Genomic DNA, 26,415 nt, shown 5'->3' on the forward strand with positions numbered 1-26,415 from the left:
CCTCCCGGCAGGGGCCGTCTTCCGCATCATGCGCCAGGCGGTCCCGTTCGGAGTATCGGAGGACCCATGAAGAGGATCCTGATGAGCGTCAGGGACGGCCGCGGTTTCGATATCGTACTGGTCGCTTTCCCGCTCGGTTTTCTGTTCCTGATGGCAGGGCTGCCGCTGATCTACAATGTCGTGATGAGCTTCCAGGAGGTCGACATGTTCAGCCTCGGGACCTTCTCGCGTCCCTTCGTCGGCTTCAAGAATTATACCGACCTCTTCGCGCAGCCGGAGACGCTGCCGATCCTCTACAACACCGTCATCTTCGTCGTCGGCTCCATCGCCGGCCAGTTCCTGATCGGCTTCGGCCTGGCGCTGTTCTTCTGGGTCAATTTTCCCGGCGCCTCATGGATGCGCGGCCTGTTCCTGGTCTCCTGGGTGATGCCTGGCCTCGTCGTCGGCGCCATCTGGAACTGGATTCTGTCGGGCGATTTCGGCGTGTTGAATTTCATTCTGAAGGAAAGCGGCATCATCTCCGGCAACATCTTCTGGCGCTCGGACCCGCATTATTCGCTCTATGCCGTCATCATCGCCAATGTCTGGCTCGGCACCTCGTTCAACATGATCCTGCTTTCCGTCGGTCTTGCCGGCATTCCGGCCGACCTCTACGAAGCGGCCGAACTCGACGGCGCCAACGTCTGGCAGCGCTTCTGGACGATCACGCTGCCGATGATGCGCTCGACCATCGGCGCCATCATCGCGCTCGGCCTGATCTTCACCTTGCAGCAGTTCGATCTTTTCGCCGCGATTACATCGGGCGGGCCGAACAATTCGTCGAATGTCACGCAATACTGGGCCTGGGATCTCTCCTTCCGCCAATACGACTTCGCCAAGGGCGCGACGATCTCCGTCATCATGATCGTCTTCGTCATGTTCGCGTCCGTCGTCTATGTCCGGTCCACACGCCACGAGGTGCGCGGATGAATACGACGAACCGCGACCGGCTGATGCTCGCGATATCGATCGTCATGGCGGCGATCTATCTGTTCCCGCTCTACTGGATGTACATCACCGCGCTGAAAAGCGGCTCGGAGATGTTCGCGACGCCGCCGAGCTTCTGGCCGACCTCGCCGCAATGGGGCACCTATGCCGCGGTCTGGGAAAGCCGCAACATGGGCCGCTACCTCTGGAACTCACTGCTCATCGCTCTTGGTTCCGTGGCGCTGATCACCCTGCTCGGCGTCGGCTGCGCCTACGTGCTTGCCAGGTACCGCAACGTCTGGGTGGATATCGGCTTGTTCCTGATCCTGATGTTGCAGGTGCTGCCGGCCTCGCTGATGATCACGCCGATCTTCGTCGGCTTCTCGCAGATCGGCCTGCTTTCCACTCCGCGCCTTGCCGTCATCATCGCGGTCGCGGCAAAGAGCATGCCTTTCTTTGTCATCCTGGTGCGCGCCACCTTCATGAGCGTTCCCCAGGAGCTGGAGGAGGCGGCACTCGTCGACGGCAATTCGCGCGTCGGTGCCTTCTTCAACATCGTGCTGCCGCTCGCTCGCAACGGTATCCTGGTCAGCGCCATCCTGATCTTCATGCAGGCCTTCGGCGAATTCGTCTATTCAAAGTCGATGATCCAGGCGGCCGAGCTTCAGCCGGCAAGCGTCGGCCTCAATTCCTTCATGGGGCCGAACACTAACGAGTGGAACAACATCATGGCCTACGCCACCATGTATGTGACGCCGATCCTTGCCATCTTCGTTCTCTTGCAGCGCCGCATCGTATCCGGCCTCACCTCTGGAGCCCTCAAATGACCACACAGATCGAGCTCAGAGGCGTCAACAAATATTACGGCGCCTTCCACGCCCTGAAGAATATCGACCTCTCGATCGCCAAGGGCACTTTCGTTGCCCTCGTCGGCCCGTCCGGCTGTGGCAAGTCCACGCTGCTGCGCTCGCTTGCCGGCCTCGAAAGCATTTCGTCGGGCGATCTCAGGATCGCCGGCGAACTGATGAACGGCGTGCCGCCGCGCAAGCGCGACGTCGCCATGGTGTTCCAGTCCTATGCGCTCTATCCGCATATGACCGTCGAGGAAAACCTGACCTACAGCCTGCGCATCCGCGGCATCGCCAAGGCCGAGGCCAAGAAGGCCGCCGAGGACGTGGCGGCGACGACAGGTCTTTCGCATCTCCTGAAGCGCTATCCGCGCGAGCTTTCCGGCGGTCAGCGCCAGCGCGTCGCCATGAGCCGCGCCATCATCCGCCACCCCAAGGCCTTCCTGTTCGACGAGCCGCTGTCCAATCTCGATGCTGCGCTGCGCGTCCACATGCGCAAGGAAATCCGGTCGCTGCACGACCGGCTGCACGCAACCTTCGTCTACGTCACGCACGATCAGGTCGAAGCGATGACGATGGCCGACCATGTGGTGGTGATGCGCGACGGCATCATCGAACAGCAGGGCGCGCCGCTGGACCTCTACGACCGGCCGGCGAACCGGTTTGTTGCGGGTTTCATCGGTTCGCCGGCAATGAACTTCATTCCCGCGATCGCCGCGGAAGACGGCAAGAGCCTGATCCTGGATTTCGGCGCGGTGAAGCAGACGCTTGCGATATCACGCGCCATCGAACCCGGCCGTAAGCTCATCGCCGGTATCCGGCCGGAGCATATCGGCGTCGTCGCGCCCGGGCAGGGCAGCTTCGATGTGCCGATCGCCTTTGTCGAATCGACCGGCTCGTCGACCTTCATCGTCGCGGCTACCCAGCCGGAGCTGACGATCGTCGAGACGAGGCGCGACAGGGTCAAGGCAGGAGATATGATTGGGCTTTCGATCGATCCGGGCCAGATCCATCTCTTCGACGCGTCGGCGGATCGCCTGATATAACCTCAGTTGAGCAGCCGGTCGGGCAGGGGTTTCAGCGGGTAGGCCTGCCAGAAGAAGGTGTCGGCGGCTGCCTGATCGTAGGAGAAGTTGCGTGCCTCTTTGATCTTGCCGTTCTCGATGCGGAAGGCGAGTACCCAGATCGTATCGATATCGGCTGAGCCGTCTCGTTCCGACCAGCCGCGATGCATGTCGATCACCCAGTTCTCGTCGGCCGTCAGCGCGATCAGCTCGGCGCGGAAACCGGCCTTGCCCAGCTGCTGAAAGAAGGCCGCCACCTCTTCCTTGCCGCGTTTGACGCCGGCCAGCGGATGATGGCCGGGAATGTGCCATTCGATATCGTCCGCGAAGAAGGCGGTGACGCGGCTCATGTCGCCGGTGCCGTAGGCGGCGTAATAATCGGCGATCACCTTGCGGTTTTCTTCCGGGCTTGCGGCCATGACGGTTCCTCCGGAAAAGAGTGCGGCTGAAACGAACAGGGCGCGAATGGGCAATGGTCTGCGCATGTGGATCTCCTTGGCGCTGATATTGGAATGAGAGCGACAGGCCGGATCAGCCCGGCTGCCCGGCGCGTTCCGCGGCCCGGTTGACCAGAGCCCGGTTGCCGGTCTCGTGGGCGGGCGTCATCACCAGCCGGGAGACTTTCCAGGTGCCGTCGATCTTGGTGAGGTCATATCGATAGTGTCCCATCAGCACCCAGCTCTCCGCGCCGATCCGATGGACGGCCTGGAAATCGGCCTCGGCCACAACAGTCGGGCCGGCGCTTTCGACGATGGCGTGGTTGCTGACGAGATGCAGCGTGCGATCGAAGCCCGGCAGAAAGGCAGACCATTGCCGGATGACGGCTTCGGCCGGCTGGGTGGTCGGCTCGCCGCCCCACAGGCCGGTATAATCCAGCGTCACCGTGTCGGCGAAGGCACCGCGCACGCGGTCCCACTGGCGGCGGTCGGCGCCGGCGGCAATGTCGGTGATGGTATCGATGATGGCCGCCCGGTCGTCGGCACCGATCGGTTCGGCGCTGGCGATGGAAGAGATCAGCAGCAAGCTAGCTGCCGAAGTGAGGACGAGCGTTTTCATGGTCATCTCCTTCCCAGGCATCAGGAGCCTTTGTTGATCCGTTCGAAATGCGCAGCCGCGGCATCGGCGGCCCGCGTGACATCCTCGGGATTGTCGTAGAAATCGAACTGCGTAACACCGTCGAGCCAGATCTCGGAGGCGTCGCCGTGTAGGCGCGCGAAAAAGGCATGTGCGCCTTGCGGCACGGCGGCCGCTTCCGAGTGGACGATCAGCGTCGGCTTGTCGAGCCGGTCACCGGTCGCAACCGAATCATAGGTCAGCCACGGCTCCCAGGAGGCGAGATTGAACTTGTTGTCATATTGCGGGATGAGGCCGCGAGTGGGTTCGGTATAATAGGGGATCTGGTACATCAGTGCGGTGCTGTCATTGGCGCTTGCGGCAACGATCATCCGGGGCTGGCCGTTGCGCTCGGCTTCCTCAGCCTCGCGGGATGTGGCGATCAGCCTGGAGACGCCGTCCGCACCGCCATAAACCTGCTCGACGATCTCTTTGTCGTGCAGCCACGGCGCCACCAGCGATATGCCGGTGAAATCGGGATTGCTTGAAGCCGCCGCCGCCATATAGCCGGCGGAGGCGCAGATACCGAGGCCGGCGATCTTGCCGGCATCGATTTCCGGCAGCGTCGTCATGTAGTCGGCCGCCGCTACGATATCGTCGGTCTTGGCCAGCGGATCTTCCTTGAAGCGGATATTGCCGCCGGACTGGCCCCAGCCGCGGAAATCGAAGGCGAGGGCGACAAAGCCGCGCTTGGCCATCTCTTCTGCGTAAAGGCCGGACATCTGCTCCTTTATCGAGGTCCAGGCGCCGGTCACCAGAACGCCGGGGCGCTTTTCGCCGGCCTTATAGTCGGCCGGGAGATGGAGCGTGCCGGCAAGCGTCACTCCATCGTTCTGGAAGGAGACGGGACGCATTTCGATGCCGGCCGCAAAGGCCGTCGAATGCAGCAGGGCTAGGCCAATTGCAGAAAAGGTCGATAGTCTCATCGAAGGTCTCCTCGCCGTCATCGCCAGTTTCATGAGGTGCGAGGAGGAGTTTCGCAGCATCGGCGCGCCGGCGCCGGCGCGATTCTTGGCGTTTACTGTGTATTTCTTGCTGTTCTAGACCCGAAACCCTATCGCCGGCGAAACGCTGCGGGCGTGAACCCGGTGCTGCGCCTGAAATGCCGGCCGAAACGGGAAACATCGTCATAACCCACGCGGATGGCGACGGCGGCGACCGGGGCACGCGTGGTGCTGAGCAGCACTTTGGCGCGCTCCATGCGCTCTCGGATGACATATTGCAGCGGCGACGTGCCGAGTGCGGCGGTGAAGGCGCGCACGAAATGGAACCGGCTCATCGCCGCCTCGGAAGCGATGTCGTCGAGAGAAAGATCGTCGGCGAGATTGTCGTGGATATAGGCCAGCGCCCGGCGCAGCCGCCTGTCTTCGATCCCGACGGATGACAGTGGGGCAGGCGAAAGAAGCTGCGTCAGATGGGCTGCAACCGCAAGGTTCATCGTATCGCGATAGAGGGATTGCGGCACATCCCGCAGAGAGGCGGCGTGACGGACGAACTGAACCAGCAGCGGATCGAGGCTGCCGACGACGGGATTGAAGTCGGCTTTCTCGAAACCGACATCGTCGAGCAAGGCATCAGAGAGATCCACTCTCAGAAACGAGAGCGCATCGTCATATTCGCAGGTGCCTGATGAACCGGCTGGCAGAATCCAGCCGTCACCGGCACGCAGCGGCACGAACCGCTTGCGATCGGAGCCGACCGCGATCCGGTGCCGATCCTGATCAACCAGAAATAGGCCGACGGCCAGCCGGGAAATCGCGAACGCGCCACCACCCGCCGGCAGATCCAGCCTGCCCGCCGTCAACCAGTCCTTCCCGGAGCCTGCTCGCGATCCGCTCATGGGACATGATCTAATTTCCTGCGCCGGAAATTCAATCAGGCAGCGTCGGCTGTTTCGGCGCGGGGAAGCAACGTTCATGGGCCGCAAGATGGAGAAAACCGCTAGCGGAGCGCCGGGGAATTGCCTCATGCGCGTTGAACGGCTTTTGTGTCGCAAATATTACAGTTCTGCGGCGTTTCCGGAATAAATGTGAAGAAACGTCGGATCCGTGCAATGTCACAGAACTTTGAAAAAGTGGTCATTGCGCTGAAACAATCGCCGTTCAAACAGCCTCCGCATCAAGCGGGGCCCTATGCGCAAGAAAAATGTTCTACTCATCGTCGTTGACCAATGGCGAGCCGATTTCGTTCCGCACGTTCTACGTGCCGACGGGAAAATCGATTTCCTGAAGACGCCCAATCTCGACCGGCTCTGTCGCGAGGGTGTGACCTTCAGGAACCATGTGACGACCTGCGTTCCCTGCGGTCCGGCCCGTGCGAGCCTGCTTACCGGCCTCTATCTGATGAACCATCGCGCCGTGCAGAACACGGTGCCGCTCGACCAGCGCCACCTCAACCTCGGCAAGGCGTTGCGCGGCGTCGGCTACGATCCGGCCTTGATCGGCTATACGACGACAGTGCCGGATCCGCGCACCACTTCGCCGAATGATCCGCGCTTCAGGGTGCTTGGCGACATGATGGAGGGCTTCCATCCGGTCGGCGCCTTCGAGCCCAATATGGAGGGTTATTTCGGCTGGGTGGCACAGAACGGCTTCGAGCTGCCGGAGCATCGTCCTGATATCTGGCTGCCAGAGGGCGAGGACGCCGTTGCCGGCGCCACCGACCGCCCGTCACGCATCCCTAAGGAATTTTCGGACTCGACCTTCTTCACCGAGCGGGCGCTGACCTATCTCAAGGGTCGCGACGGCAAGCCCTTCTTCCTGCATCTCGGTTATTACCGGCCGCATCCGCCCTTCGTCGCTTCCGCTCCCTATCATGCCATGTACCGGCCGGAAGACATGCCGGCGCCGATCCGCGCGGCCAGCCCGGATATCGAGGCTGCACAACATCCGCTGATGAAATTCTATGTCGACAGCATCCGCCGCGGCTCCTTCTTTCAGGGCGCCGAAGGGTCGGGCGCAACGCTCGACGAAGCGGAACTGCGCCAGATGCGGGCGACCTATTGCGGCCTGATCACCGAAGTCGACGATTGCCTTGGTCGAGTCTTCGACTATCTCGACGACACCGGACAGTGGGACGATACGCTGATCATCTTCACCAGCGATCACGGCGAGCAGCTCGGCGATCATCACCTGCTCGGCAAGATCGGCTACAACGATCCGAGCTTCCGCATTCCGCTCGTCATCAAGGACGCCGGCGAAAATGCGCGCGCCGGCGCGATCGAAAGCGGCTTCACCGAGAGCATCGACGTCATGCCGACCATACTCGACTGGCTCGGCGGTAAGATCCCGCACGCCTGTGACGGCCTGTCGCTTCTGCCCTTCCTGAGCGAGGGCCGGCCGCAGGATTGGCGCACCGAATTGCACTACGAATACGACTTCCGCGACGTCTATTATTCCGAGCCGCAGAGTTTCCTCGGCCTCGGCATGAACGATTGCAGCCTCTGCGTCATCCAGGACGAGCGATACAAATACGTTCATTTCGCAGCACTGCCGCCGCTGTTCTTCGATCTGCGGCACGATCCGAACGAATTCACCAATCTCGCCGGCGATCCGGACTATGCCGCACTCGTGCGGGACTATGCGCAGAAGGCGCTGTCCTGGCGCCTGAAACATGCCGACAGAACCCTGACCCATTATCGCTCCGGCCCCGAGGGCCTGAGCGAACGCAACCATTGATCCGAACCACCAGAGAACCCAAGGAGATATTCCCATGGTCACCTTCACCCGTCGCGGCGCTCTCGGCCTTGCCACCGGCGTCGCCAGCTCGCTGATCCTGCCGCGCTTTTCCATCGCCCAGGCCGACAACCGTCCTTCGATCACCATCGCCGTCCAGAAGATCTCGAACTCGAACACGCTGGATACGTTGCGCGAACAGTCGAATGTCGGCCAGCGCATCTTCAATTCGTCGCTCTGGGAAAGCCTGATCGGCCTCGATTGGCTCGGCAACCTCTCGGCCGTTCCGTCGCTCGCCACCGAATGGCGCCGTATCGACGACAAGACCGTCGAGCTGAAACTGCGCCAGGGCGTCAAATTCCACAATGGCGACGAGATGACGGCCGAAGACGTCGCCTTCTCCTTCAGCAAGGAACGTATGTTCGGCGATACGCAGCCGAGCACCGGCAAGACGATCTTCGTCACCGAAAAGAACCCACTCGGCCGCGAAAGCAAGGAACTGCCGGTCGAAATTCCGGCCGTCGCCCGCCGTATCTGGCCGGCCCTGCTCGGCATCGAAATCGTCGACAAATACACCGTCCGCTTCGTCAACGGTTCGCCTGACGTGACGATGGAAGGCCGCATCTCCGTTGCCGCCAGCGCCATCGCCAACCGCCGCAGCTGGGATGAGGCCAAGAGCTATCTCGACTGGGCCCGCGCACCGATCACTACCGGTCCCTACCGCGTCGCCGAATTCAAGCCGGACACCTACCTGATCTACGAAGCGCATGACGAGTATTGGGGCGGCCGTCCTCCGGTGAAGCAGATCCGCTTCGTCGAAGTTCCGGAAGTCGCCTCGCGCGTCAACGGCCTGCTGTCCGGCGAATATCATCTCGCCAGCGACATCCCGCCGGACCAGATCGAAGGCATCGAAAAGAATGCTGCCTTCGAAGTCCAGGGCGGTATCATCACCAACCACCGCCTGACTGTGTTCGATAAGACCCATGCCCAGCTCGGCAACCCGCTGGTTCGCCGCGCCTTCACGCATGCCATCGACCGCCAGGCGATCGTCGACTCGCTTTGGGCGGGCCGCACCCGCGTTCCGGCCGGCCTGCAGTGGGATTTCTATGGCGACATGCTGGTCAAGGATTGGACCGTGCCCGAATACAATCCTGATCTCGCCCGACAGCTTCTCAAGGAAGCCAACTACAAGGGCGATCCGATCCCGTATCGCCTGCTGAACAACTACTATACCAATCAGACCCCGACGGCGCAGATCCTCGTCGAAATGTGGGCGCAGGTCGGCCTCAACGTGCAGATCGAGATGAAGGAAAACTGGCAGCAGATCCTCGAAAAGACGCCGACGCGCGCCGTCCGCGACTGGTCGAACTCCGCAAGCTTCCCCGATCCGGTTTCCTCGATCGTCGCCCAGCACGGTCCGAACGGCCAGCAGCAGCAGGTCGGCGAGTGGGCCAACGCCGAAATGAACACGTTGTCGACCTTCCTCGAGACCAGCACCGATCGCGCCAAGCGTCATGACGCTTTCGCCCGCATGCTGCAGATCTGCGAGCGCGAAGACCCCGCCTATACCGTTCTTCACCAGAACGCCGTCTTCACTGCCAAGTCGAAGTCGATCAACTGGAAGGCCGCATCGGCCTTCGCCATGGACTTCCGCCAGGGCAACTGGTCCTGATCAAGACCTGACGACATCAGCGAGCCGGGGGAAACTCCGGCTCGCTGCCATTTGGTGCACGGCTATCCGGAAACCAGGCAAGCCCGACAGGCACGAGCATGATGCCGAAAAGTGTGAGCGGTTTTCGGACGACATCATGCTCTCGTTCGGATCTGGCGGACGGCGGGAATGCAAGAAGGAGAGGCTGAAATGCCATTGGTCGAAATTTCCAATTTGAAGGTCGCTTTCAGCGGTATCGAAGTCCTGCACGGCGTCGATCTGGCGATCGAGAAGGGCGAGGCGGTGGGTCTCGTCGGCGAATCCGGCTGCGGCAAGTCGGTCACCTGGCTGGCGGCACTCGGGCTCCTGCCTGGAAAGGCTTCCGTCTCAGGCAGCGTGCGTCTCGGCAGCGATCAGCTGATCGGCGCGTCGCGCACGAAGCTCGAAAGCATTCGCGGCGGCCGCATCGCCATGATCTTCCAGGATCCGTCGAGCTCGCTCAACCCCGTCATCCGCGCCGGGCGCCAGATCGCCGAAGCCGTCGAACTGCACCGCGGCCTGACCGGCAGGGCCGCCCGCAACGAGGCCGTCCGCCTGATGGAAATGGTCGGCATTCCCGCCGCAGTGCGGCGTTTCGACAATTTTCCGCATGAATTTTCCGGTGGCCAGAACCAGCGGTTGATGATCGCCATGGCGCTCGCCGGCAATCCTGATCTGCTGATCGCCGATGAGCCGACGACGGCGCTGGACGCGACGATCCAGGCGCAGATCCTCGATCTGCTGATTTCGATCCGCGAGGAAACCGGCATGGCGATCGTCTTCATCAGTCATGATCTCGGCGCGGTGTCGCAGATCTGCGAACGCGTCTGCGTCATGTATGCCGGCAACATCGTCGAGAAATGCCCGACGGAATCGTTGTTCCGGTCGCCGCGCCATCCCTATACGCGCGGACTTTTCGATGCCATTCCGCGTATCGATGCCGGCCGCGACCGGCTGGTGCCGATCCCCGGCACCGTGCCGCAGCCCGGCCGGATGCCCGGCGGCTGCGCCTTTGCGCCGCGTTGCGGCCATGCCTCGGAACTCTGTCATAACAAGGTGCCACCGCTCGTCGCAGTTGACGACGAGCGTGCAACCGCCTGCTTCCATGCGCTCAGTGACGGCGCCACCACATCGAGGCCGAACCGCATGCAGGCACAGCAGGGAGTGGCATGGGCATGAGCGAACCTCAGCTGATCGAAGCGAACGACCTGGTCAAGACCTATATGATGCGCCGCGGCGTCTTCGGAAAGCCGAGCCATGTCCGGGCGGTCGACGGCGTTTCGCTGTCGGTCGCGCCGAAGACGACGCTCGGCATCGTCGGTGAATCCGGCTCAGGAAAATCGACGATGGGCCGGCTGCTGCTCGGGCTCGAAGCTCCGACAGAGGGCAGCGTTCGCTTCGACGGGGAGGCGATGCCGGCACTCAGAACGCCGCGCTGGCGTAGCCTGAGGGCGCGCATGCAACTCGTCTTCCAGGATCCGCTGGCAGCCCTTGACCGGCGCATCTCGATCGGCGTTCAGATCGGCGAACCACTTGCCATCCATGCCGTCGGAAGCGAGGAGGAGCGGCGCGAACGTGTCGATGAACTGCTTGTCGCTGTCGGTCTTCGCCGCGATCAGGCGGAGCGTTATCCGCATGAGCTTTCGGGCGGTCAGCGCCAGCGCGTCGTCATTGCACGCGCTATCGCCACCAATCCGGAGCTTCTGGTCTGCGACGAGCCGGTCTCGGCTCTCGACGTCTCGATCCAGGCGCAGGTGATCAACCTGTTGCGTGACCTGCAGGAAAAGCGCGGCATCGCCATGGCCTTCATCAGCCATGACCTGAAGGTCGTACGCAACGTCGCCGATCGCGTCGCGGTGATGTATCTCGGCCGGATCGTTGAGGAAGCAGCCTCGGAGGATATTTTCCGCAGTCCGTTGCATCCCTATACGCAGGCACTGGTCTCCAGCGTTCCGGTCCCCGGCACGGCGCTGCGCGACCGTATCATCCTGCAGGGAGAACCGCCGAACCCCGCTGCCCGGCCTGCCGGCTGCGCCTTTCATCCCCGCTGCGGCCATTCCGTCGAGCGCTGCCGAGTCGAGACGCCTGAACTCGTCACCATCGAGGCGGGTCGAAAAGCTGCTTGCCACCTCGTCACGCCCGCATCCGCGTCAACGCTCATGGAGAGCTGAGCCATGATCCGTTTCTTCCTGATAAGGGCGTTCCGCGCGCTGATGACCATCGTGCTGGTGGTGACTTTCGCCTTCGTCGTTCTGCGCCTTTCCGGCGACCCGGCCCTGACGATCATGGGTCCGGAAGCGCCGCCGGAAGCGATCCGCGCCTTCCGTGCCGCCTGGGGTCTCGATCAGCCGATCTGGGTGCAGTATCTGCGCTATTTCGGCGCGATCGCCCGCGGCGATCTCGGCATCTCGATGCGCGACGGCCAATCGGCAATCCAGCTCGTGCTCGACCGCATTCCGGCAACGCTGGAGCTGACGATCCCGGCCCTCATCCTTAAGCTGGTGATCGGCATTCCGGCCGGCGTCTACGCCGCCCTCCATCGCGACAGCTCGACCGACCGCGCCGTCATGGCGAGCGCGGTGGTCGGCTTCACCATGCCGAGCTTCGTGCTCGGCCTCGTGCTGGTGATGATCTTCTCCGTCACGCTCGGCCTGCTGCCCTCGGGCGGCCAGGATAGCTGGATGCATGCCATTCTGCCGATCATCACCATGAGCATCGGTGGTGCCGGCATTCTTGCCCGCTTTGCCCGAAGCGCGATGATCGAGGTACTTGGCCAGCCTTATATCCGTACGGCCAGCGCCAAGGGCACTGCCTGGCGAAACGTCGTCTGGGGCCATGCGCTGCCGAATGCGGCGATCCCGATCGTGACGATTGCCGGCTTCATGGTCGGCACGCTGATCGCCGGCGCCGTCGTGGTGGAATCGCTGTTCTCCTGGCCGGGCGTCGGCCGGCTTCTCGTCGTCGCCGTCTCCAACCGCGATCTCGCCGTCGTCCAGTGCATCCTGCTGTTGGTGGCTGCGACCATGGTGTTTTCGAATTTCGTCGTCGACATCCTTTACGGCTATCTCGACCCGCGTCTGCGCAGCAACCAGGCAAGGCATTAAGGAGCGGAACCATGACAAATATCTCTGCTCAACCGGCGACCGTCATCCACGAAGTGCGCGCGAAGAAGAAGCGCGGCGTGCCGGTTTTCGTGATGATCGGCTTCGCCTGGATCGCCGTCGTGATCCTGATCGCGCTGACGGCCGACTGGATCCGGCCCTACAATATCACCGCCTTCGACCTGAAGAACCGCCTGTCACTGCCCGGCAATGCCGCGCATTGGCTCGGAACCGACGAACTCGGCCGCGATGTTTTCTCCCGCCTCATCGTGTCGATCCGCATCTCGCTGCTGATCGCCTTCGGCGCAACGCTGATCTCGGCTTTTGTCGGCACGACGCTCGGCTTCCTCGCCGCTTATTTCCGCGGCGTCGTCGAGCAGCTCGTCGTCATGCTTGCCGATTTCCAGGCGGCCATGCCCTTCCTCATCATGGCACTTGCCGTGCTCGCCTTCTTCGGTAGCTCGCTGCCGCTGCTTATCTGCCTGATGGGCTTCTACGGTTGGGAACGCTATGCACGGATTGCGCGCGGCCTTGCCATCGCTGCCAGCGGCCAGGGCTATGCCGCCGCTGTTACACAGCTCGGCGCCAAGCCGGCGCATGTCTATCTCAAGCATATCCTGCCGAACATCGCCTCGACGCTGATCGTCTCGATGACGCTGACCTTTCCTGAGATCATCCTGATGGAAAGCAGCCTTTCCTTCCTCGGCCTCGGCGTGCAGCCGCCGATGAGCAGCCTCGGCAATATGGTGGGTTACGGGCGCGAATATCTGACCCGTGCACCCTGGATCATGCTGGCGCCGTCCTTCGTCATCATGCTGACGACGCTGTCGATCAGCATCACCGGCGACTGGCTGCGCGACAAGCTCGACCCGACGATTGCCTGAAGGCTCCCGGTCGAGACTTCGATCGGCTCGCAAGAAAACAGATCTTCAACATTCATCGCTGTTGACAACGGTGAGCAATCAATATTGTCTTGTAAAGCGCTTTACTAAACCGCTTTACAATAGGTCCAGTCAATGGCCAGGGGAACGACACCAAGCTTGAAGGATGTTGCGGCCGCCGCCGGCGTGTCGGTCACCACCGTGTCGCGATTCGTCAACGGCAGCCTCGACCTTCCCTTTCAGACCAAGAAACGCATTGAGGATGCGATCAAGACGCTGAACTACCGGCCGAACCCGCATGCGCGCCGGTTAAGCAGGGGGCGCTCGGACACGATCGGCCTCGTCGTGCCCGATATCGCCAACCCTTTCTTCGCGACTCTCGTCGCCGCCGTCGAGCAGGCGGCCGATGAAAAGAAGCTCGCGGTCTCGTTGCACGCGACGCTCAACCGGCCGGGGCGCGAGATCGAATATCTGCAGCTGATCGAGCGCAATCACGTCGACGGCCTGATCTTCGTCACCAACCACCCCGACGATGGCGCGCTTGCCGCACTCATCAACGGCAGCGGCAAGGTCATCATCGTCGATGAGGACATTCCCGATTCGAAGGCGCCGAAGCTGTTCTGCGACAATGAGCAGGGCGGTTATCTCGCCGGCCAGCATCTGGCCGAGCAAGGCCATCGCCATGTCCTCTTCATCGGCGGCGACGAACGCATGATCAGCGCCCGCAGGCGTTATGACGGCCTGTTGAAAGCGCTGAGGGAACGGCATGGCGACGAGGCCAGGGCCGATCGATATGCCGGCGAATATACGATCGAATACGGCCGGGCGGCGGCGCTCGACTATCTCTCCGGAGACCGAAAGGCGACGGCGATCTTTGCCAGCTCCGACGAGATCGCCATCGGGCTGGTCGAGGTCTTCAGAAGCCAAGGCGTCTCAATCCCTGCTGACATCTCGGTCATCGGCTTCGACGATGTCGGTCCGCTTCATCTCTTTGCGCCGCCGCTGACCGCCATCCGTCAGCCGGTGCGCCAGATCGGAAGACGGTCGCTGGAGCTGCTTCTGGAAACCAATTGGCACGAGTGGAAACCATCCGCTTCGGAAGAACTCCTGCCTGTCGAAATCGTGGTGCGGAACTCCGTTGCGCCGCCTGCGAAATAATAATCAGCAACGTCAAAAAACCAAAAGAGGATGAGAACATGACATTGAATTTGACAAGACGAACGATGATCGCAGCCGCCGGCTTTACGGCATTGACCTTCATCAGCCTGTCCGGCGCCGCGGCGCAGGAAAAGAAGACCATCGCACTGGTGCAGATCAACCAGCAGGCGCTTTTCTTCAATCAGATGAATGAGGGCGCCCAGAAGGCGGCCGATGCCGCCGGCGTCAAGCTGGTGATCTTCAACGCCAACAACGAGACGACCGCGCAGAACAGCGCGATCGAGACCTACGTCCAGGAAAAGGTCTCCGGCCTTGCGGTCGTCGCGATCGACGTCAACGGCATCATGCCGGCCGTCAAGCAGGCGGCCGATGCCGGCATTCCGGTCGTTGCCATCGACGCCATCCTGCCGGATGGCCCGCAGAAGGCGCAGATCGGCGTCGACAATGCCGCGGCCGGCGCCGATATGGGCAAATACTTCCTCGACTACGTCAAGGCGAACATGGGCGGCAAAGCCAAGCTCGGCGTTGTCGGCGCGCTGAACTCGTTCATCCAGAACATCCGCCAGGAGGGCTTCGAGAAGACCCTGAAAGGCGTCGACGGCATTGAAATGGCCGGCGTCGTCGACGGCCAGAACATCCAGGACAACGCCCTTGCGGCGGCTGAAAACCTGATCACCGCCAATCCTGACCTGACGGCGATCTACGCCACCGGCGAGCCGGCCCTGATGGGGGCGATCGCTGCCGTACAGAGCCAGGGCAAGCAGGATAAGATCAAGGTGTTCGGCTGGGATCTGACCGCCGAAGCCATTGCCGGCATCGATGCCGGCTTCGTTGTCGCCGTCGTCCAGCAGGATCCGGCCGCAATGGGCGGTGCCGCCGTCGACGCGCTCGTCAAGGCCTCGGCCGGCGAAGCCGTCACCAAGACAATCTCGGTGCCGATCACCATCGTGACCAAGGAGAATGTCGAGCCATACCGGGCCGTCTTCAAATGATCGAAAGCGGCCAGCGTGACATCGCTGCCGCCGGTTCCGGAGGGGTCGCATCCTCCGGAACCGGAACATCCGGCGGCACCCGATCCGACCCGCGTATCTCGCTGCGCGGCATCCGCAAGTCGTTCGGCTCGCACCAGGCGCTGCGCGGCGTCGATCTCGACATCTTCCCTGGCGAATGCCTGGGCCTTGTCGGCGATAACGCCGCCGGCAAATCGACGCTGACGAAAATCATCTCTGGAACCTACATTCCCGATGCCGGCACCATCACCATGGAAGGCGAAGAGGTTCGCTTCTCCGGCCCCGCGGATGCGCGTGGGCGTAACATCGAAATGGTCTTCCAGGATCTCAGCCTCTGCGATCATATCGATGTCGTCGGCAATCTCTTCCTCGGCCGCGAACTCAGCCGCGGACCGTTTCTCGACACCAGGACGATGTTGGCCGAAGCACGCAAGATGCTGGATTCGCTTGAGATCCGCATACCCAGGCTGACCGGCAAGGTCGCCCAGCTCTCCGGCGGGCAGCGTCAGGCGATCGCCATTGCACGCGCCGCCTCCTTCAAGCCGAAGGTGCTGATCATGGACGAGCCGACGTCTGCACTTGCCGTCGCCGAGGTCGAGGCGGTTCTAGCCCTGATCAACCGCGTCAAGGCAAATGGGGTTTCGGTGATCCTCATCACCCACCGGCTGCAGGATCTCTTCCGGGTCTGCGACCGTATCGCGGTGATGTACGAGGGCACGAAGGTGGCAGAACGGCAGATCGGCAGCACCAACCTCGAAGATCTCGTCAGGCTGATCGTTGGTGAAGGAGCCAGACAATGACGGCTTATACCGAACGTGGTCACGGCTCGCGCGTCGCCGATTTCTTCGGCGAACACGCACAGGTGCTGTCGATCGCCATTTTCTTCCTGGCCTGCATGATCTTCTTCTCGATCGGCAGCGAAACCTTCTTCACGCTCGGCAACATCCTGAACATCATCAGGCAGGCGGCCCCCATCCTGATCGTCGCCATTGCCATGACCTTCGTCATCATCACCGGCGGCATCGATCTGTCAGTCGGCTCGCAGGTCGCCCTCGTCAATGCGGTCGCGGCGATCGTTATGGCGATGGGCGTTCCCTGGCCGTTGGTGGTCATCGGCATGCTCGTGCTCGGCGCCTTTATGGGCCTGGTCCAGGGCTGGTTTACCGCCTATCAGGGTATTCCGGCCTTCATCGTCACGCTTGCCGGCCTGTCGATCCTGCGCGGCCTGGCGCTCTATCTGACCCAGGGCTATTCCATCCCGATCAAGGATGCACCGGGCTTCTTCGCGCTCGGCCGGGGCGAAATCCTCAGCTTCCCGATCCCGGCGATCATCGCCGTCATCATCGCCATTCTCGGTTATGTCGTCATCACCGCGACCAAATATGGCCGGCAGGTCGTGGCGGTCGGCTCCAATGCGGAGGCGGCGCGGCGCGTCGGCATGCCCGCCAAATGGATCATCGCCTCGGTCTATATCATCTCCGGTATCGCCTGCGCGGTCGCCGGGCTGCTGATCGCCGCCCGCCTCGGTTCCGGCTCGTCCAATGCCGCCGTCGGTTTCGAGCTGCAGGTGATTGCGGCCGTGGTACTCGGCGGAACGTCGCTGATGGGCGGACGCGGCACCATCCTCGGCACCGTGCTCGGCACGCTGACCATCGCCGTCATCGGCAACGGCCTGATCCTGATGCATATATCGCCGTTCTTCACCCAGATCGTCACCGGCGCCATCATCCTCGTCGCCATCTGGCTGAACACGCGCATCTTCACGGCCAATTTCCATTTCCGGCTGGGCAGGAAAGGATGAAGCGATGAGCGAACAGACAGCAGAAAGCCTGTCCGAAGCGCATGTCCGATCCGGCAAGGTGATGACCGTTACCGGCCCCGTTTCGGCGGATGCACTCGGCGTGACGCTGATGCACGAGCATATCCTCAACGACTGCCGCTGCTGGTGGCATGCGCCGAAGACGCCGGAACGGCAATATCTCGCCGAAAGCTTCGTCTGCATGGAGATCCTCGGCGAACTCAGGCAGGATCCCTTCGTCAACAAGCACAATATCACGCTCGACGACGAACATCTGGCGATCTCCGAACTCCAGGATTTCGCAGCAGAAGGCGGTCGCACGGTGGTGGAGCCGACCTGCAAGGGCATCGGCCGTGATCCCTTGGCGCTGCAGCGCATCTCGAAAGCATCCGGTCTCAACGTCGTGATGGGGGCGGGGTATTACCTCGGCTCTTCACATCCGGAAGGCGTCGCGGCAATGAGCGTCGATGACATCGCACGGGAGATCGTCCGCGAGGCAAGAGAAGGCGTCGACGGCACCGGCGTCAGGATCGGCCTGATCGGCGAGATCGGCGTCTCCGCAGATTTCACCGCCGAGGAAGAAAAATCGCTGCGCGGCGCTGCCAGGGCGCAAGTGCTGACCGGGCTTCCCCTGATGGTACATCTGCCGGGTTGGTTCCGTCTCGGCCATCGCGTGCTCGACGTGGTGGCCGAAGAGGGGGCGGATCTCAGGCACACCGTGCTTTGCCATATGAACCCGTCGCATGACGACATTACCTATCAGAGCGAGTTGGCGGCGCGCGGCGCCTTCATCGAATACGACATGATCGGCATGGATTTCTTCTATGCCGACCAGCAGGTGCAGTGCCCGAGCGACGAGGAGGCAGCGCGCGCGATCGTGCGTCTCGTCGAGGCCGGTTGTCTCGACCGGATTCTTCTGTCGCACGACGTGTTTCTGAAGATGATGCTGACGCATTACGGCGGCAACGGCTACGCCTACATCCTCCGCCACTTCCTTCCCCGTCTGGGGCGGCACGGCCTCGACAGGACAGTTCTCGACGAAATGATGCGCAGCAATCCGCGCCGCGTCTTTCATGCCGAAGCCTAACCCCATCAATTCAATCGATCACAGGTAACCGCAGACCATGACCAAGAAAATCCTCCTTGTCGGCGAGAGCTGGGTCAGCTCCGCCACCCACTACAAAGGCTTCGACCAGTTCGGCAGCGTCACCTTCCATCTCGGCGCCGAACCGCTGGTCAAGGCGCTCGCCGGCAGCACCTTCGAGCTCACCTATATGCCGGCGCATGAGGCGGTGGAGAAATTTCCCTTCGAAATGGCCGGGCTCGACGCCTACGACGCCATCATTCTCTCCGATATCGGCGCGAATTCGCTGCTGCTGCCCCCGGATGTGTGGCTGCATTCGCGCACCGTGCCGAACCGGCTGAAGCTCCTGAAGGCGTGGGTGGAAAAAGGCGGCGGCCTATTGATGGTCGGCGGTTATTTCTCCTTCCAGGGCATCGACGGCAAGGCGCGCTGGCGGCGCACTCCCGTCGAAGACACGCTGCCCGTCACCTGCCTGCCTTATGACGACCGCGTCGAAATTCCCGAGGGCACCGTTGCCGAGGTGGTGAAGCCGGAGCATCCGACGATGCGGGGTCTCGAAGGCGCCTGGCCGGTGCTCCTCGGCGTCAATGAGGTCGAGGTGCGTGACCGCGCCGATGTCGAGGTCGTCGCCCGCCTGCCGCAGGATCAGGGCGGCCATCCGCTGCTCGTCGTCGGCACGCATGGCGCTGGGCGGACGGCGGCCTGGACGTCGGATATCGGCCCGCACTGGCTCTCGCCCGCTTTCTGCGAATGGGAAGGCTACGGCCGGCTCTGGAAGAACATCCTCGGCTGGCTCACCGAAAAGCAGGCATGATTTCAGCACGCGGCGGGAATTGGAAAGGGAATGACATGCAGGAAATTTCGGACAGGCCGTCCAACGCCATCAGGGATATCTTCGGCAGGGACAAGGTTCTGATCGGCATGATCCATTGTCCCGCCTTCCCGGGCGCGCCGCGCTATCGGGGCGCTGCGATGGATGCGATCTACGACGCGTGCATGCGCGACGCCGAAGCCTGCGTGGAAGGCGGCCTGCATGGGCTGATCATCGAAAATCACGGCGACGTGCCGTTCTCGAAGCCCGAGGATATCGGCCCCGAGACGACCGGTTTCATGTCCGTCGTCACCGACCGGATCGCGCGGGCGGCCGGCATTCCGCTTGGCGTCAACGTGCTTGCCAACGCGCCGATCCCGGCCTTCGCCATCGCCATGGCCGGCGGCGCCAAATTCATCCGCGTCAATCAATGGGCCAATGCCTATGTCGCCAATGAAGGCTTCATGGAGGGCAGGGCCGCCGAAGCCATGCGTTACCGCTCGCTGCTGAGAGCCGAGCACATCAGGGTTTTTGCCGACAGCCACGTCAAGCATGGCAGCCACGCCATCGTTGCCGACCGCTCGATCCAGGAGCTGACGCGCGACCTCGCCTTCTTCGATGCCGACGGCGTCATCGCCACCGGCCAGCGAACCGGCAATTCGGCAACGATGGAAGAGATCGAGGAAATCGGCGCGGCGACGCATCTGCCACTGCTCGTCGGTTCCGGCGTCAACAAGGACAATATCGTCGATATTCTGAGCCGCACCAATGGCGTCATCGTTGCGTCTTCGTTGAAGCACGGCGGCGTCTGGTGGAACCCGGTCGACATAGAGCGGGTGCGCGCCTTCCGGGCTGCCGCCGAACCAGGGCTGGAGGGTTGAGCATGGCGGCAGAGAGCCTTTCAGACCGCATCCTGCGCGAGAACGACGCCGTCTTCCGGACGATGCTGAGCCACCGCTTCGTCGAGGACGTCAAGAACGACAGGCTGAGCAAGGAGGCTTTCGAGCGTTATCTCGTCTATGAAGGCGCCTTCGTCGACAGCGCCATCTCGATCTTCGCCTTTGCCGCGGCGACCGCCGGGACGATGGCGCAGAAGCGCTGGCTGATCGCGGTTCTCGATGCGCTTGCCAACGAGCAGATCACCTATTTCGAGCGCACCTTCGCCAGTCGCGGCATCGATCCCTCGTCCTTCGACACCGGCATCGCCGAGGTCGAGGCCTTTCGCGCCGGCATGTTGGAGATCGCCCGCCAAGGCGGCTTCCTCGACACGGTCGCGGCGATGTTTGCGGCCGAGTGGATGTATTGGACCTGGTGTAGGCAAGCAGCTAACCGCCCGACCAGCGATCCCCTCTTGAAGGAATGGGTCGACCTGCATGTCGATCCGAATTTCGCTGCCCAGGCGCAATGGTTGAAGAATGAACTCGACATGGCAGGAGAAACGCTGGAAGAGGATGAAAAGGCGCGACTCAGCGCAATCTTCGGCCGGGCGATGCAACTCGAGATAGATTTTCACGATGCGCCTTATCTTTAGCTTCACCTTGCGAAAGCGGATGCATGCGCGCCTACATAATCGGTAACGTCGCCATCGACGAAACCATCGCCGTCTCCGAACTTCCCGTCATCGGCGCCTCCATCCTCGGCAATGCCGGGGGCAGCGATCTTGGCGGCAAGGGCACGAACCAGGCGGTCGTCATGGCCCGCTGCGGCGTTCCGACAACGCTGGTAGCGCCGGTCGGCAGGGATGCGAGGGCGGATACGATACGCCATTACCTCGCGGACGAACCGCTTCGGAGCGAACTGATCGAAATGGAAAATGCATCGAGCGACGTCTCGATCATCTTCCGGCTGCCGGGCGGCGAAAATGCCATCGTCACGACGACGGAATCGGCGCAAAGCCTGTCCCTGTCCGATGTCAGGCGTATCCTCTCGACGGCCGGCTCCGGCGATCTGATGATGCTGCAGGGCAACCTCTCCGACCGGACGACGCGCGACATTCTCGAGCATGCGAGAGCGATCGGCATGGTCACCGCCTTCAATCCCTCGCCGGTGCGCGCCTATTTCTCCGATCTCTGGGATCTGATCGACATCGCCTTCCTCAACAAGGGCGAGGCGCAGACCCTGACGGGAACGACGGGTAGGGACGCTGCCGAATATCTTCTGAGCCGGGGGCTGCGCGAAATCGTCCTGACGCTGGGCGGCGACGGCGCGACGCTCGTGAACCGGCACGATAGCATCGAAGTGCCCGCCCAGGTCTGCGATGTTGTGGATACAACGGGCGCAGGCGATACCTTCATGGCCGCAGCACTGGCATCCTGCGCGTTGCGCGGACAGCGGCTGGACAGATTGGCCATCGAACACGCAGTTGCAGCCGCGGCCATCACCGTCTCGAGACATGGAACAAGAAAGGCGTTCCCGAGCGTTTCCGAGCTTGAAGCGATCCTGAGATAATCCGCTCGGCATGAGCGCGCTTCATAAAATCATCATCGGCCTCTGCGAAGGGATGGGCTCTTCGCGATTCACCCCGTCATATCAGCAGCATCCGGACTTTTCTCATGACATCTTCCCCGATTTCCGCGCGTCTTTCCCCGACCGCATCGTCCCGCCTCGTCGTGCTTGCCGAAACGGTATTGAAGGCGGGCGAAACTGCCCGCGGCTCCCTGCGGCGGCGCACATCCCAGGAAATGCTCACCAAGGCGCCGCGCGACTATCAGACCGAGATCGATGTCGCCGTCGAGCGGATCATCGTCGACGAGATGACGAAGGCCTTCCCGGACTATGCGATCCAGGGCGAAGAAGCCGTCGGCAACCGCACGGCGGGTCCAGAAACGCCTGTTATCTACATCGACCCGATCGACGGCACGACCAATTACGCCTGGGGCGTTCCGCATTTCGGCATGACGATCTCGATCGTCGAAGGCGGCAGGCTCGTCATGGGTGTCGTCTATGACGCCATGCAGGATGAGCTGTTCAGCGCCGAGATCGGCGGCGGCGCCTATCTGAACGGCGTGCCTATCCGCTGCGCCGATGTCGGCGACATCGAAAACGTACTTGTCGGCGCCGGCCTGCCGATCCCCGGCCAGGTCACGGCGGTTGCGGAAGAGACCTATTTCGAAGCCGTCAAACGGCTGATGGCGAATACGGCGGGCGTGCGCCGCCTCGGCTCGGCTGCCCTGTCGATCGCCTATGTCGCCTGCGGCCGGCTGGACGGATTCTTCGAGGACGGGCTCGCGATCCATGATTTCGGCGCCTCGGCGCTAATGGTCGAAGAGGCAGGCGGCATCGTCACCCGTTTTTCCGGCGCTGAGGTTGTCGGAAAGAGCGATATCCTGGCCGCCAGCAAGGCGCTGCATCCCTGGCTGCTGGAAGGCTTCCAGATCAAGACGTAACCGGCGCATTCCGGTGCAATTATCCCGGTTTCGCATAGGCGAATGCCACGCCGACAACTGCGTTGGCGCGGTGCTAGAGGATGATGCCTATGGGCGGATTTCGGATGACATCATGCTCTACTCTTTGATTTGAACGCCGAACCGGGACGACTAAGCGGCCAATGCTTCGTCATCGTCAGCGAACATCCTGGTCAAGCTGAGGAAGCAAATCATCCCAGACTGGTGAGTGATAATTCCTTCACAGTATGAGCGGTCCGGCGAACTGACAATCTCTGGAGCCTGTTGCAGATCATCGGCGTTGATCGAAAGCATATCGGTGACCTGATCCACCATAAGGCCGATCGGTTTGCCGTGAACTTCAGCGACCACGATTGCGCTGCGTTCGGTCGCTTCCGACGAAGGCATCCCCAGCTTGCGACATAAGTCGATGGTGGGAATGACGACGCCTCGCAAGTTAATGATGCCGACCATTTCCGGCGGCGCGTGCGGGATGGGCGTCGAGGCCGCCCATCCACGTATCTCTCGAATGGAGGTGGTTTCGATACAGAAGCTCTGACCATGTAATTGGAATGCAATGATTTCGAGAGACGTGCGTCCATCGCGATTTTTGGATGTCGACGCCATCAAAACTCCTCCCAGCTATCGCCGCCTTTGAGCGCCCCATTCCCGCTGAATGCTCGGGCAACCTTCGCCGTCATCTGACGGGCTGGCGACGGCATAGCCCGCAAATGCCGGTCGGCTGCAACCGGGACGGCGCGAGGTGCACCGGCACCTGTCCCGATGTTGAACTGACCGAGGAGATCGAAGAGCTGATCTGCTTCCTTGGCAAGGCTATGCGCCGCGGCCGTCGTCTCCTCGACCATGGCGGCATTCTGCTGTGTGCCCTGGTCCATCGTATTGACGGCGGTGTTGATTTCCTTGAGACCCGTTGCCTGCTCTTTGGAGGCTTCGACGATGGCGCCGACATTACCGTTCACCTGGACGACCTGGGTCACGATTTCCTGCAATGCCTTGCCTGTGTTACCAACCAATGTGACACCGCTTTTGACGTGTTCGTTCGAGGCGTTGATCAGCTCCTTGATCTCCTTTGCCGCCTTGGCCGATCGCTGGGCGAGTTCGCGAACTTCCTGAGCGACGACGGCGAAGCCCTTGCCAGCGTCGCCGGCCCGGGCCGCTTCAACACCGGCATTGAGCGCCAGAAGATTGGTCTGGAATGCGATCTCGTCGATCACGCCGATAATGTTGGCGATCTCGCTGGCGGACTTTTCGATCTTGCCCATCGCGTCGACGGCTTGACTGACAATGTTGCCAGAATTTTCCGCGTTCTCCTTGGTCTTGCGAACAAGCTGCCCTGCTTCCTGGGCGCGGGAACTGGAATCAGCGACGGTGGTCGTGATCTCCTCCAGCGCAGCGGCCGTCTCCTCGACGGAAGCAGCCTGCTGCTCGGTACGCTTGGACAGATCGTTCGAGGCAGATTGTATTTGTTGCGATGCCGCAGCGATGGCGCCAGCATTCTGCGAGATTGTCTGCAATGTAACGCGAAGCTTCGATGAAGCGTCGTTAAAATCAGCGCGCAGCTTCTCCAAGGCGGGCAGGAAGGGCATGGCGATGGTCTGCATCAGATCGCCCTCCGACAAAGCCTTTAGCGCTCCCGCGAGCTGGTCGACATTTCCGACACGCGTGGTGACATCGGTCGCAAATTTGACGACCTTGAACACCTTGCCGTTCATGTCGAAGATCGGATTGTATGATGCCTGGATATGGACCTTCTTGCCGCCCTTGCCGATGCGCAAGAACTCATCCGCAACAAATTCTCCCGCGGCAAGCTTCGTCCAGAACCGACGATAATCTTCACTGTTGCTATAGCTTGGCTCACAGAACATCGAGTGATGTTTGCCCTGGATTTCCGCCAGCTCGTAGCCGAGTGTCGTCAGGAAATTCTCATTTGCGGTGAGAATATCGCCTTTCGGAGTGAACTCGATGACTGCCTGGGCGCGCGAGATGGCGTTCAGCTTACCGCTATCTTCGGCCGCCTTGAGCTTCTGCGCGGTGATATCGGTCGCGAATTTGACGACCTTATACGGCTTGCCTCCGCTAGAGACCGGGTTGTAGGAGGCCTCGATCCAGACCTCCGTGCCGCCCTTGCCGATGCGCTTATATTGCCGTTGATCGAACTGGCCGCGCGCTAGTTTTGCCCAGAAGTCTTTGTAGTCGGAGCTGGCTGCCTCAGCCGGATCGACAAAGAGGCGATGATGTTGACCGACGATCTCGGAAAACTGATAACCGAGCGCCCGGCAAAAGTTTTCGTTCGCGGTGATGATTGTACCGTCCAGCTTGAACTCGATGATCGCCTGAGACTTGCTCATCGCTTCGAGAACGGCCCTTGCATCGGCGCCTGCGCCAAATCCCAACATTCATTCCTCCATAGTTTCACAATGGCCAATTATCGCAGGCGGGAAGCATCAAATACCATCACTTTTGATAGGGCCAATTCTTAAATGAAGACATTTATAATATGTAAATGTACTAATGCATTCGCGTAAAATTCGCGCATTTCTGTTTGAATTGTTTCAGATAATCAAAATGGCGGTCGCCCCGCACAACCACGGATACATAAAAAGCCCATGGAAAACGCAGAATAAACTTTAACTTTAGTTCGAAACACCGACCTGGTCACACGGCGCGAGCAGTCAACAGCTTGAAGTGCCGCTCATGCCGAATCAAAGGCATGTATTCGACTTGATTCGCTCACCGGCGTACTGCGGCAGGATCTGCAACTCGGAATGGACAAGCTCGTTGTGACGGAAGATAAAAAAGCGGGAGAAGCTCGGCTCGACCCTCATCCCGGTCCGGATGCGATCGTCCGGCGCCACCATCGCCTTCAGACGGCTGCCGTCGGCAAGATCGACATCGACCATCTTGTGGGTGCCGAAATCGACGGTGCGATGGACTGTCGCGGCATCCGCCCGATCCGAGGGACGGATCGTCAGCGCTTCCGGGCGGGCGGCCAGCGTCACCGGCCCATCCTCGACCGGAACCGCAAGCGGGAACAGCGGATGCTCGCAGACACCGTTCCTGGTATGACTCTGGACGAAATTCATCGAGCCGATGAAGCCCGCGACGAAAGCCGTCTGCGGTTGCCGGTAGATGGTGCTCGGCGGCGCGATCTGTTCGGTGCACCCGTCGCGCATGACGACGATGCGGTCGGCGAGCGCTAAGGCCTCATCCTGCCCATGGGTAACGAAGAGCGTGGTGATGCCGAGGCGCTGCTGGATATCGCGCACCTCTTCCCGCAGCCTTTCGCGTAAGTGCTGGTCGAGGCTGGCGAAGGGCTCGTCGAGCAAAAGGATCTTCGGCTCGAGCACCAGCGAGCGGGCAAGGGCGACACGCTGCTGCTGGCCACCTGACAGTTGCATCGTCATCCGGCGGCCGTAATCGGCAAGACCGACAAGCGCCAGTGCAGCCTCGACACGCTCACGGATTTCCGCTTTCGGCAGCCGGCGGAGCTTCAGGCCGAAGGCGATGTTGTTGAAGACATCCATGTGCGTCCAGAGCGCATGGCTCTGGAACACCATGCCGGTCGGGCGCCGCTCGGGCGGCAGCGTCGTCACATCCTTCGCATCGATGCGGATGGTTCCGCCGCTCGGGCGCTCGAAGCCGCCGATCATCCGGAGAAGCGTCGACTTGCCGGAGCCGGATGGGCCGAGCAGGCAGACCAGCTCGCCGTCGCCGACTTCGAGCGAGAAGTCGCGAACGGCAAAGGTGGTCCCGAACAGCTTCGAAACGCCTTCGATCGAAAGATGTGCCATTCTCAAACCCTTCCCTGAATTA

General features: G+C 61.7%; 26 protein-coding genes. 19 read left to right on the forward strand and 7 right to left on the reverse strand.

Annotation, left to right across the window (positions count from 1 at the left end):
• Positions 1-66 precede the first annotated feature (66 nt).
• The 3 genes from RWJ89_RS23120 to RWJ89_RS23130 are packed head-to-tail and all read left to right on the forward strand — an operon-like array spanning position 67 to position 2,860.
• On the forward strand, positions 67-969 hold the full coding sequence (locus RWJ89_RS23120) for a carbohydrate ABC transporter permease (RefSeq protein WP_003552007.1): 903 nt from the start codon (positions 67-69) through the stop codon (positions 967-969).
• Positions 966-1,793: a carbohydrate ABC transporter permease gene (locus tag RWJ89_RS23125; protein ID WP_131665825.1), complete on the forward strand. Its 828-nt coding sequence runs from the start codon at positions 966-968 to the stop codon at positions 1,791-1,793. Before RWJ89_RS23120 ends, RWJ89_RS23125 begins: the two co-directional genes overlap by 4 nt.
• Entirely contained in the window at positions 1,790-2,860 is a 1,071-nt protein-coding gene (locus RWJ89_RS23130) for an ABC transporter ATP-binding protein (RefSeq protein ID WP_168282991.1), read from the forward strand. The genes RWJ89_RS23125 and RWJ89_RS23130 overlap by 4 nt, the downstream gene beginning before the upstream one ends.
• 2 nt (positions 2,861-2,862) lie before the next feature.
• On the opposite strand, the gene RWJ89_RS23135 is transcribed toward RWJ89_RS23130, so the two are convergent.
• From RWJ89_RS23135 to RWJ89_RS23150, 4 genes are all read right to left on the reverse strand, one after another.
• Complete coding sequence (locus tag RWJ89_RS23135) at positions 2,863-3,363, reverse strand: nuclear transport factor 2 family protein (protein ID WP_168282990.1); 501 nt, start codon at positions 3,361-3,363, stop codon at positions 2,863-2,865.
• 46 nt (positions 3,364-3,409) lie between these two features.
• Positions 3,410-3,934 (reverse strand): nuclear transport factor 2 family protein, encoded by a 525-nt coding sequence (locus tag RWJ89_RS23140; protein ID WP_131665823.1) that lies wholly within the window; start codon positions 3,932-3,934, stop codon positions 3,410-3,412.
• Between the two features lie 20 nt (positions 3,935-3,954).
• Positions 3,955-4,917 (reverse strand): alpha/beta hydrolase, encoded by a 963-nt coding sequence (locus RWJ89_RS23145; RefSeq protein WP_131665822.1) that lies wholly within the window; start codon positions 4,915-4,917, stop codon positions 3,955-3,957.
• Positions 4,918-5,045: 128 nt separating this feature from the next.
• Positions 5,046-5,831 carry a helix-turn-helix domain-containing protein gene (locus RWJ89_RS23150; protein ID WP_246621914.1) on the reverse strand — a complete coding sequence of 262 codons (786 nt, stop codon included), beginning with the start codon at positions 5,829-5,831 and terminating at the stop codon, positions 5,046-5,048.
• Positions 5,832-6,123: 292 nt separating this feature from the next.
• Here RWJ89_RS23150 and pehA point away from each other — a divergent pair, with 292 nt between their 5' ends.
• The 16 genes from pehA (at position 6,124) to RWJ89_RS23230 (ending at position 22,584) form a co-directional block, all read left to right on the forward strand.
• Positions 6,124-7,668: a phosphoric/sulfuric ester hydrolase PehA gene (pehA, locus tag RWJ89_RS23155; RefSeq protein ID WP_131665821.1), complete on the forward strand. Its 1,545-nt coding sequence runs from the start codon at positions 6,124-6,126 to the stop codon at positions 7,666-7,668.
• A gap of 34 nt (positions 7,669-7,702) precedes the next feature.
• Positions 7,703-9,337 (forward strand): ABC transporter substrate-binding protein, encoded by a 1,635-nt coding sequence (locus RWJ89_RS23160; protein ID WP_131665820.1) that lies wholly within the window; start codon positions 7,703-7,705, stop codon positions 9,335-9,337.
• Between the two features lie 189 nt (positions 9,338-9,526).
• Complete coding sequence (locus RWJ89_RS23165) at positions 9,527-10,534, forward strand: ABC transporter ATP-binding protein (protein WP_131665818.1); 1,008 nt, start codon at positions 9,527-9,529, stop codon at positions 10,532-10,534.
• Positions 10,525-11,526 (forward strand): ABC transporter ATP-binding protein, encoded by a 1,002-nt coding sequence (locus RWJ89_RS23170; RefSeq protein ID WP_131665817.1) that lies wholly within the window; start codon positions 10,525-10,527, stop codon positions 11,524-11,526. The genes RWJ89_RS23165 and RWJ89_RS23170 overlap by 10 nt, the downstream gene beginning before the upstream one ends.
• 3 nt (positions 11,527-11,529) lie before the next feature.
• Complete coding sequence (locus RWJ89_RS23175) at positions 11,530-12,459, forward strand: ABC transporter permease (RefSeq protein ID WP_131665816.1); 930 nt, start codon at positions 11,530-11,532, stop codon at positions 12,457-12,459.
• A gap of 11 nt (positions 12,460-12,470) precedes the next feature.
• Positions 12,471-13,340, forward strand: coding sequence for an ABC transporter permease (locus RWJ89_RS23180; RefSeq protein WP_131641836.1), 870 nt, complete (start codon positions 12,471-12,473; stop codon positions 13,338-13,340).
• A 132-nt stretch (positions 13,341-13,472) separates the two neighbouring features.
• Positions 13,473-14,495 (forward strand): LacI family DNA-binding transcriptional regulator, encoded by a 1,023-nt coding sequence (locus tag RWJ89_RS23185; RefSeq protein ID WP_131665814.1) that lies wholly within the window; start codon positions 13,473-13,475, stop codon positions 14,493-14,495.
• A 38-nt stretch (positions 14,496-14,533) separates the two neighbouring features.
• A complete protein-coding gene (locus RWJ89_RS23190; protein ID WP_131641838.1) occupies positions 14,534-15,487 on the forward strand; it encodes an ABC transporter substrate-binding protein in 954 nt (317 codons plus the stop codon).
• Positions 15,484-16,305 (forward strand): ATP-binding cassette domain-containing protein, encoded by an 822-nt coding sequence (locus RWJ89_RS23195; RefSeq protein WP_065284918.1) that lies wholly within the window; start codon positions 15,484-15,486, stop codon positions 16,303-16,305. Before RWJ89_RS23190 ends, RWJ89_RS23195 begins: the two co-directional genes overlap by 4 nt.
• Positions 16,302-17,306: an ABC transporter permease gene (locus RWJ89_RS23200; protein WP_077979812.1), complete on the forward strand. Its 1,005-nt coding sequence runs from the start codon at positions 16,302-16,304 to the stop codon at positions 17,304-17,306. The genes RWJ89_RS23195 and RWJ89_RS23200 overlap by 4 nt, the downstream gene beginning before the upstream one ends.
• A 4-nt stretch (positions 17,307-17,310) precedes the next feature.
• The gene (locus RWJ89_RS23205; protein WP_077979813.1) at positions 17,311-18,390 is read left to right on the forward strand and encodes a phosphotriesterase family protein; all 1,080 of its coding nucleotides are present in this window, start codon (positions 17,311-17,313) and stop codon (positions 18,388-18,390) included.
• Positions 18,391-18,427: 37 nt separating this feature from the next.
• Positions 18,428-19,201: a glutamine amidotransferase gene (locus RWJ89_RS23210; RefSeq protein WP_168287052.1), complete on the forward strand. Its 774-nt coding sequence runs from the start codon at positions 18,428-18,430 to the stop codon at positions 19,199-19,201.
• A gap of 35 nt (positions 19,202-19,236) precedes the next feature.
• A complete protein-coding gene (locus RWJ89_RS23215) occupies positions 19,237-20,079 on the forward strand; it encodes a BtpA/SgcQ family protein (protein ID WP_168287053.1) in 843 nt (280 codons plus the stop codon).
• 2 nt (positions 20,080-20,081) lie between these two features.
• The gene (locus RWJ89_RS23220) at positions 20,082-20,729 is read left to right on the forward strand and encodes a TenA family protein (RefSeq protein ID WP_168287054.1); all 648 of its coding nucleotides are present in this window, start codon (positions 20,082-20,084) and stop codon (positions 20,727-20,729) included.
• Positions 20,730-20,752: 23 nt separating this feature from the next.
• The gene (locus tag RWJ89_RS23225; RefSeq protein ID WP_168287055.1) at positions 20,753-21,646 is read left to right on the forward strand and encodes a ribokinase; all 894 of its coding nucleotides are present in this window, start codon (positions 20,753-20,755) and stop codon (positions 21,644-21,646) included.
• A gap of 104 nt (positions 21,647-21,750) precedes the next feature.
• Positions 21,751-22,584: an inositol monophosphatase family protein gene (locus RWJ89_RS23230; protein WP_316031496.1), complete on the forward strand. Its 834-nt coding sequence runs from the start codon at positions 21,751-21,753 to the stop codon at positions 22,582-22,584.
• A gap of 150 nt (positions 22,585-22,734) precedes the next feature.
• Here the strand turns inward: RWJ89_RS23230 and RWJ89_RS23235 are convergent, their stop codons facing one another.
• The 3 genes from RWJ89_RS23235 to RWJ89_RS23245 form a co-directional block, all read right to left on the reverse strand.
• Entirely contained in the window at positions 22,735-23,208 is a 474-nt protein-coding gene (locus tag RWJ89_RS23235) for a chemotaxis protein CheW (RefSeq protein ID WP_131665805.1), read from the reverse strand.
• Positions 23,208-24,998, reverse strand: coding sequence for a methyl-accepting chemotaxis protein (locus RWJ89_RS23240; RefSeq protein WP_131665804.1), 1,791 nt, complete (start codon positions 24,996-24,998; stop codon positions 23,208-23,210). The genes RWJ89_RS23235 and RWJ89_RS23240 overlap by 1 nt, the downstream gene beginning before the upstream one ends.
• A gap of 306 nt (positions 24,999-25,304) precedes the next feature.
• A complete protein-coding gene (locus RWJ89_RS23245; RefSeq protein WP_316031497.1) occupies positions 25,305-26,393 on the reverse strand; it encodes an ABC transporter ATP-binding protein in 1,089 nt (362 codons plus the stop codon).
• Between the last annotated feature and the right edge of the window lie 22 nt (positions 26,394-26,415).

The sequence above is a fragment of the Rhizobium sp. 10PS4 genome, assembly GCF_032464805.1.
Classification (GTDB): domain Bacteria; phylum Pseudomonadota; class Alphaproteobacteria; order Rhizobiales; family Rhizobiaceae; genus Rhizobium; species Rhizobium laguerreae.